The organism is Streptomyces sp. 142MFCol3.1 (genome assembly GCF_000424945.1).
In the GTDB taxonomy this organism is placed as follows: Bacteria; Actinomycetota; Actinomycetes; order Streptomycetales; family Streptomycetaceae; genus Streptomyces; species Streptomyces siamensis.
In genome coordinates, this window is record NZ_AUKV01000021.1 from 173,360 (window position 1) to 181,152 (window position 7,793).

At 73.2% G+C, this 7,793-nt stretch carries 5 protein-coding genes; 4 read left to right on the forward strand and 1 reads right to left on the reverse strand.

All coding sequences use genetic code 11. The annotated features are described in order from the left end of the window. The first annotated feature begins 54 nt into the window (after window positions 1-54). The 4 genes from H305_RS0129155 (at window position 55) to H305_RS0129170 (ending at window position 7,433) form a co-directional block, all read left to right on the forward strand. Entirely contained in the window at window positions 55-2,739 is a 2,685-nt protein-coding gene (locus H305_RS0129155) for an alpha/beta fold hydrolase (RefSeq protein ID WP_028803571.1), read from the forward strand. Continuing rightward, window positions 2,736-3,599 carry an ABC transporter permease gene (locus tag H305_RS0129160; protein ID WP_028803572.1) on the forward strand — a complete coding sequence of 288 codons (864 nt, stop codon included), beginning with the start codon at window positions 2,736-2,738 and terminating at the stop codon, window positions 3,597-3,599. Before H305_RS0129155 ends, H305_RS0129160 begins: the two co-directional genes overlap by 4 nt. A gap of 151 nt (window positions 3,600-3,750) precedes the next feature. After that, on the forward strand, window positions 3,751-5,331 hold the full coding sequence (locus H305_RS0129165) for a vWA domain-containing protein (RefSeq protein ID WP_051371040.1): 1,581 nt from the start codon (window positions 3,751-3,753) through the stop codon (window positions 5,329-5,331). 182 nt (window positions 5,332-5,513) lie between these two features. Continuing rightward, window positions 5,514-7,433 (forward strand): AMP-dependent synthetase/ligase, encoded by a 1,920-nt coding sequence (locus H305_RS0129170; protein WP_028803574.1) that lies wholly within the window; start codon window positions 5,514-5,516, stop codon window positions 7,431-7,433. Between the two features lie 96 nt (window positions 7,434-7,529). Here H305_RS0129170 and H305_RS0129175 read toward each other — a convergent pair. Continuing rightward, the coding region (locus H305_RS0129175; RefSeq protein ID WP_028803575.1) for a rodlin at window positions 7,530-7,793 on the reverse strand (264 nt) is incomplete at its 5' end.

Below are 7,793 nucleotides of genomic sequence, written 5' to 3' on the forward strand. Positions count from 1 at the left end.
GGGTTCAGCCCGGTGGCTGCATCCGTTGTCGGTCCCCGCCCGTACCGTTGGAGCATGGATCTTCGACTGCCCCGACCGCGCGGGCCGCGCCGGGGCCCGCTCCCCGGTCGGACGTGGCCGGGCACCCGGGGGAGGTTCGCCGCCGCGGCCGCCGCCCTCGCCGTGCTCGCAGGCGCCGGCACCTGGACGGCCGTCGCCTCGGACGACGCGCCGCCCGTGCACCGCGCCGACCGCGTCATGGCCATGAGCGGCGGCGTGCGCGTCGACACCTCGTACTTCACCGCGGGCCCGTCCTCGCCCCGCCGCCCCGCCGTGCTCCTCGCGCACGGCTTCGGCGGCAGCAAGGCCGACGTCCGGGACGAGGCGGAGCAGCTCGCCCGTGACGGATACGCGGTGCTGACCTGGTCGGCACGCGGCTTCGGCCGCTCCACCGGCACGATCGGGCTGAACGACCCCGACGCCGAGGTCGCCGACGTGTCCCGGCTGATCGACTGGCTCGCACGGCGGCCCGAGGTCCGGCTCGACGCGGACGGCGATCCGCGCGTCGGCGTCACCGGCGCCTCGTACGGCGGCGCGGTCTCGCTGCTCGCCGCCGCCTACGACCGGCGGGTCGACGCGATCGCCCCGTCCGTCACGTACTGGAACCTGGCCGACGCCCTCTTCCCGAACGGCGTGTTCAAGAAGCTCTGGGCCGGTGTCTTCGTCAACACCGGTGGCGGCTGCGACCGTTTCCAGCCCCGGCTGTGCGCCATGTACAACCGCGTCGCCGAGTCCGGCAAGCCCGACGAGGCGGCCACCCGGATGCTCCAGGAGCGCAGCCCCTCCGCCGTCGGCGACCGCATCGAAGTGCCCACGCTCGTCGTCCAGGGCCAGTCCGACTCGCTGTTCCCGCTCGGCCAGGCCGACGCGACGGCCCGCGCGATCCGGGCGAACGGAGCACCCGTGGACGTCGACTGGATCTCCGGCGGCCACGACGGCGGCGACATGGAGACCGGCCGCGTCGAGTCCCGGGTCGCCGCCTGGTTCGACCGCTACCTGAAGGACGACAAGGGCGCCGACACCGGCCCCGCCTTCCGCGTCACCCGCACCGGAGGCATCGACTCCACCGACGGCGCCGCACAGCTGCGCGGCGCGAGCGCGGACACGTATCCCGGCCTGACCGACGGGCGGCGCACCGTCCCGCTGAGCGGCCGCGAGCAGAGCTTCGACAACCCCGCCGGCGGCGGCCCGCCCGCCATCTCGGCCCTGCCGGGCCTCGGCGGCTCGGGCGGCCTCGCCCAGCTGTCCTCCCTCGGCGTCGGGGTCTCCCTCGACTTCCCCGGCCAGTACGCGCACTTCGATTCCCCGGTGCTCCGCGACGACCTGCGGATCACCGGCACCCCCACGGCGACGGTGCACGTCACATCGAGCGCCGACGACGCGGTCCTGTTCGCGAAGGTCTACGACGTCGGGCCGGGCGGACGGCAGCAGGTGCTGCCCTCCCAGCTCGTCACACCGCTGCGCGTCGAGGGCGCCAGGACCGGCAAGGACGTCACGGTCACCCTGCCCGCCGTCGACCACGAAGTGCAGAAGGGCCACCGGCTGCGCCTCGTCCTCGCCTCGACCGACCTCGGCTACGCCTCACCGTCCGCCCCGGCCACGTACACCGTGTCCCTGAAGGGCGACCTCACGGTCCCCACGGCGCCCGGCGTGAAGACAGCCGCCGCGCCGCTGCCCTCCTGGGTGTGGTGGCTGCCGCTCGCCGGAGCGCTGGCCGCGCTCGCGCTGCCGCTCACCGCCCGCCGCCGCACGGCACCGGCCGGACCCGACCCGGACCTCGCCGAGGTCCCGCTCCAGATCACCGGGCTGAGCAAGCGGTACGCCGGGTCCGCCGAACGGTACGCGGTACGGGATCTGTCGTTGCGCGTGGAGAAGGGCCAGGTCCTCGGCCTGCTCGGACCGAACGGCGCGGGCAAGACGACCACCCTGCGCATGCTCATGGGCCTCATCGGACCGGACGACGGCGAGATCCGCGTCTTCGGGCACGCGATCCGGCCGGGCGCGCCGGTCCTCTCCCGGGTCGGGGCGTTCGTCGAGGGCGCGGGCTTCCTCCCGCATCTGTCCGGCCGCGAGAACCTGGAGCTGTACTGGCGGGCGACGGGCCGCCCGCCCGAGGACGCCCACCTGGAGGAGGCCCTGGAGATCGCGGGTCTCGGCGACGCGCTGGCCCGCGCCGTTCGCACCTACTCCCAGGGCATGCGTCAGCGCCTCGCCATCGCCCAGGCGATGCTCGGCCTGCCCGACCTCCTCATCCTCGACGAACCGACCAACGGACTGGACCCGCCGCAGATCCGCGAGATGCGCGAGGTCATGATCCGTTACGCCGCCGCGGGCCGCACGGTCATCGTCTCCAGCCACCTCCTCGCCGAGGTCGAGCAGTCCTGCACGCACCTCGTGGTCATGGACCGCGGCCGGCTGGTCCAGGCCGGCCCGGTGAGCGAGATCGTCGGCTCCGGCGACACCCTCCTCGTCGGCACCGGTTCGCCCGTGGACGAGCCCGTCGTCGAGAAGGTCGGCGCGCTGCCCGGCGTGGCCTCGGCCGTCGCCACCCAAGGCGGACTGCTGGTCCGGCTCGCCCCCGGGGGCACCGCAGAGCGCCTGGTCGTCGAACTCGTACGGCTCGAAGTGCCCGTGGCGTCGATGGGCCCGCACCGCCGTCTGGAAGACGCGTTCCTCACCCTGATCGGAGGCTCCGCATGAGCACGCTCGTCGAGCGCGGCGAGACGGCCGACGGATACCGCGCCCGGCGCACCCTGCCCCTGCGCGTCGAACTGATCCGGCAGCTGAAGCGGCGCCGCACCCTCGTGATGGGGGCGGTCCTCGCGGCGCTGCCCTTCGTCCTGGTCGTGGCGTTCGCGATCGGCGGCGACCCGGGCTCGCGCAACGGCCAGGTCACCCTCATGGACACGGCCACCGCGTCCGGCGCCAACTTCGCCGCGGTGAACCTGTTCGTGTCCGCGGGCTTCCTCCTGGTGATCCCGGTCGCCCTGTTCTGCGGGGACACGATCGCCTCCGAGGCGAGCTGGTCGTCGCTGCGCTATCTGCTGGCCGCGCCCGTGCCCCGGGCCCGGCTGCTGTGGTCCAAACTCGTCGTCGCCCTCGGCCTCAGCCTCGCCGCGATGATCCTGCTGCCGGTCGTCGCGATCGCGGTGGGCACCGCTGCCTACGGCTGGGGACCGCTGGAGATCCCCACCGGCGGCGCGCTCCCCGCGGGCACCGCGACCCAGCGGCTCCTCGTGGTGATCGCGTACGTCTTCGTGTCCCAACTCGTCACCGCGGGCCTCGCGTTCTGGCTGTCCACGAAGACGGACGCCCCGCTCGGCGCGGTCGGCGGCGCGGTCGGCCTGACGATCGTGGGCAACGTCCTGGACGCCGTCACCGCCCTCGGCCACTGGCGCGACTTCCTTCCCGCGCACTGGCAGTTCGCGTGGGCCGACGCCGTCCAGCCGACGCCGGAGTGGAGCGGCATGATCCAGGGCACGGCGATTTCCATAACGTACGCGCTCGTGCTGTTTGCGCTGGCCTTCCGCGGTTTCCGGCGCAAGGACATCGTGTCCTAGGTCTCCGGAGGATCACCCACCGGTCTCGAAGGCCCCCTGTCGTGGCCGCTTCGAGATCCATCCGCAACACCCCGGAGCGCACCTCCCGGCCCCCTCGGCCGTCACAGTCACAGACGTCGGCCCACACAAGGCCGCTCACCGAGGGGGCAGCATGGGGATTCACCTGATACGGATACGTACACGCGCCGCGGGAGGCCGCCGGCTGCGCGGCACCCTGCTCGCGCTGACGGCCGCGGGCGCCGTCCTGCTGACGGGATGCAGCGCGAGCGACGGCGGCAACTCGGCGGACCACGCAGACAAGTCCGGCGGGCGCACCCTCCCGCTGCCCGCCCCCGACAGGCCCACGGGCGACGCCCAGGGCGTGCAGGAGGGCGAACAGACCGGGGCGCCCGACCGGGAGATCGCACCGTCCCCCGACTACCTCTCCACCTTCGCCCTGGACGTCGACACCGCCTCCTACGGCTACGCCCGCCGCACCCTCGCGGGCGGCAGGATCCCGGACCCCTCCACCGTCCGGCCCGAGGAATTCGTCAACAGCTTCCGCCAGGACTACCGGCGCCCCGACGGCAACGGCTTCACCGTCACCGTCGACGGTGCCCGCACCGACGACGAGCGCTGGTCACTCGTCCGCGTCGGCCTCGCCACCCGCGCCGCCGAGGACGAGCGGGAACGCCCGCCCGCCGCCCTCACCTTCGTCATCGACATCTCCGGCTCCATGGCCGAGCCCGGCCGCCTCGACCTGGCCAAGGACTCCCTCGACGTGATGACGGACCGGCTGCGCGACGACGACTCCGTCGCCCTGGTCACCTTCAGCGACCAGGCGGAGACCGTCCTGCCGATGACCCGGCTCGGCCACCACCGGGGCCGCGTCCACGACGCGATCGGCAGCCTGGAGCCCACGGACTCGACCAACCTCGGCGCCGGCGTGGACCGGGGCTACGAGACGGCGGTCGAGGGACTGCGCGAGGGCGCCACCAACCGGGTCGTGCTCATCTCCGACGCCCTCGCCAACAGCGGCGACACGGACGCCGACAGCATTTTGGAGCGCATCTCCGACGCCCGTCGCGAGCACGGCATCACCCTGTTCGGCGTCGGGGTCGGCAGCGACTACGGCGACGCCCTCATGGAGCGCCTCGCCGACAGGGGCGACGGGCACACGGTGTACGTCTCGGACCGCGACGAGGCCCGTACCGTCTTCTGCGACCAGCTCCCGCAGAACATCGACCTGACGGCCCGCGACGCCAAGGCGCAGGTCGCCTTCGACCCGCAGACGGTCGAGCAGTTCCGGCTCATCGGATACGACAACCGCGCGGTGGCCGACGAGGACTTCCGCGACGACCGGGTCGACGGCGGCGAGGTCGGCCCCGGCCACACGGTCACCGCGCTCTACGCCGTCCGCACCCGCCCCGGCGCCTCGGGCCACCTCGCCACCGCGAGCGTCCGCTGGCTGGACCCCGACACCCGCGCCCCGCACGAGGAGTCCGGCGCGCTGGAGGCCGGTTCCCTGGACGGCGACCTGTGGAAGGCCGACCGCTCTCTCCAAGTCGCCGCCGTGGCAGCGTACTTCGCGGACGGTCTGCGCGCGGGCGACGCCCGGTTCGACGCCCTGCCCGGCGCGCTTTCGCTCGGCGAACTCGCCACCCGCGCCGACAGGCTCGCCGACGACTCCGAGGACCCGGCGGTACGCGGGCTGGCGACCGCGGTCGAGCAGGCGAACCGGCTGAAGGGCTGAGCGGGGGAGTCCCCTGGAGGGCTGAACGGGGCGTCCCCCCGGAGGGCGGGACGGCGGGCGTCCGCCGGCCGTCCGGCCCGGTCCGGTTCATCGACCGTGCGCAACCCATTGAATTTCCGTTACGCCTGAGTAAGTTGACTTCGGAGTAAGTACCCCGAGCAAGTCCCCGACCGGGAGCCGTCATGGGCGTGCGCAAGGATCTGAAACGGGCGAAGCGGCGCGCCGACCTGGCGGACCGCAGCAGGGTGGAGCTGGTCCGGGACGAGCACGGCACGGTCCGCGAGGCGCGTGCCGCACGCCTCGCCCCGGCCCCCACCACCGGCAGCACCGCCGACCTGCCCTTCACCAACGCGGCAGAGGCCCCCGATGCGGTCGTCCTGCGCCGCGCGGAGAAGGGCGTGTGGCGGCCGGTGACCGCGGCTGCCTTCGCCCGCGAGGTCACCGATGCCGCCAAGGGCCTCATCGCGGCGGGCCTGGAGCCCGGCGGCCGCGTCGCGGTGATGTCCCGTACCCGCTACGAGTGGACGGTCCTCGACTTCGCCGTCTGGGCGGCCGGCGGCCGGACCGTCCCCGTCTACGCGACCTCGTCGGCCGAGCAGGTGGAGTGGATCGTCCGGGACTCGGGCGCCCGGTTCGTCGTCGTCGAGACCGACCAGAACGCGGACACCGTGACCACCGGCACGGCACGGCACCCCGAGCCCCCGCGCGTGTGGCGGCTGGACGCGGACGCACTCGGCGAACTCACCGCCCTGGGACGGGACATCGCCGACGAGGAGGTGGCCAAGCGGCGCGCCGCGCTGACCCCCGACACCGTCGCGACCCTCTGCTACACCTCCGGGACCACCGGGCAACCCAAGGGCTGCGTCCTCACTCACGCCAATCTGCACGCCGAGGCCGCCAACACGGTCGAACTGCTGCACCCCGTCTTCAAGGAGGTCACCGGCCAGACGGCCTCGACCCTCCTCTTCCTGCCGCTCGCCCACATCCTGGGCCGCACCCTCCAGATCGCCTGCCTCATGGCGCGCATCGAACTGGGCCACTGCCCGAGCATCAAGCCGGACGAACTCCGGCCCGCGCTCCGGCAGTTCCGCCCGACTTTCCTCGTCGGCGTCCCGTACCTCTTCGAGAAGATCCACGACACCGGGCGGGCCACGGCCGAGAAGATCGGCCGGGGAGCCTCCTTCGACCGTGCCGACCGTATCGGCGTCCGATTCGGCGAGGCCTGCCTGAACAAGTTCCTGGGCGTGGGCAAGGGCCCCGGCCCCGGACTGTACGCCGCCTGGGCGCTGTACGACCTGCTCGTCTACCGCCGTATCCGCAAGGAACTGGGCGGCCGGGCCCGCTACGCCATCAGCGGCGGCTCCCCGCTCGACCGCAACCTCAACCTGTTCTTCTACGCGGCCGGAATCATCGTCTACGAGGGGTACGGCCTCACCGAGACGTCCGCGGCCGCCACCATCGTCCCGCCCCTCGAACCCCGCCCCGGGACGGTCGGCCTGCCGGTGCCGGGCACCGCCGTGCGCATCGCCGACGACGGCGAGGTCCTCATCAAGGGCGGCATCGTGTTCGGCTCCTACTGGAACAACCCGGCCGCCACCGACGCCGTCCTCACCGACAGCTGGTTCGCCACCGGCGACCTCGGTGCCCTGGACGAGGACGGCTACCTGACCATCACCGGCCGCAAGAAGGACATCCTCGTCACCTCCGGCGGCAAGAACGTCTCGCCGGCCGTCCTGGAGGACCGGCTGCGCAGCCGCTCACCCGTCGGCCAGTGCGTCGTCGTGGGCGACAACCGCCCGTACGTCGCGGCCCTGATCACCCTCGACGCCGAGTCCCTCGCCCACTGGCTCGCCGTGCGCAAACTTCCCGCGGACACCCCGCCGTCCGACGTCGTCACGGACCCCCGGATGCGCGCCGACGTCCAGAAGGCCGTGGACTACGCCAACGCCGCGGTCTCCCGGGCCGAGTCGATCCGCCGCTTCGCCCTGGTGGCGGGCGAGTTCACCGAGGACAACGGTCTGCTCACCCCTTCGCTGAAGGTGAAGCGGCACGCGGTCACCACGGCGTACGCCGCGGACATCGAGGAGCTCTACCGGAGCTGAGCGGCCTCCGTGCCGGCGCGGAAAAGCGGCCGGTCCCCGCACACGGGAACAGCGGGTCGCCCCGAAGGGCGGCCCGCTGTGTGCGGTACCGGGAGGTCAGCTGCTGGTGGCGCCGTTGCCCGACAGGACCGGGATGTTGTCCAGGATGTGCGAGAGCGGCTCGTCGCCCTTGGCCTGGGTGGAGTTCTCGGTGCACTGCTGGTTCTGCGGGGCCGACAGGACCGGGACGTCCTGGACGGCGGTGATCGGGACGAGACCGACGACCGAGCCGACGTTGGCCTTGGCGGGCAGGCCCACACAGGGCTTGTTCAGCGAGCCCTGGACGAGCGCCATCTGGGGGCTCATGTCGCCGTTGGTGGC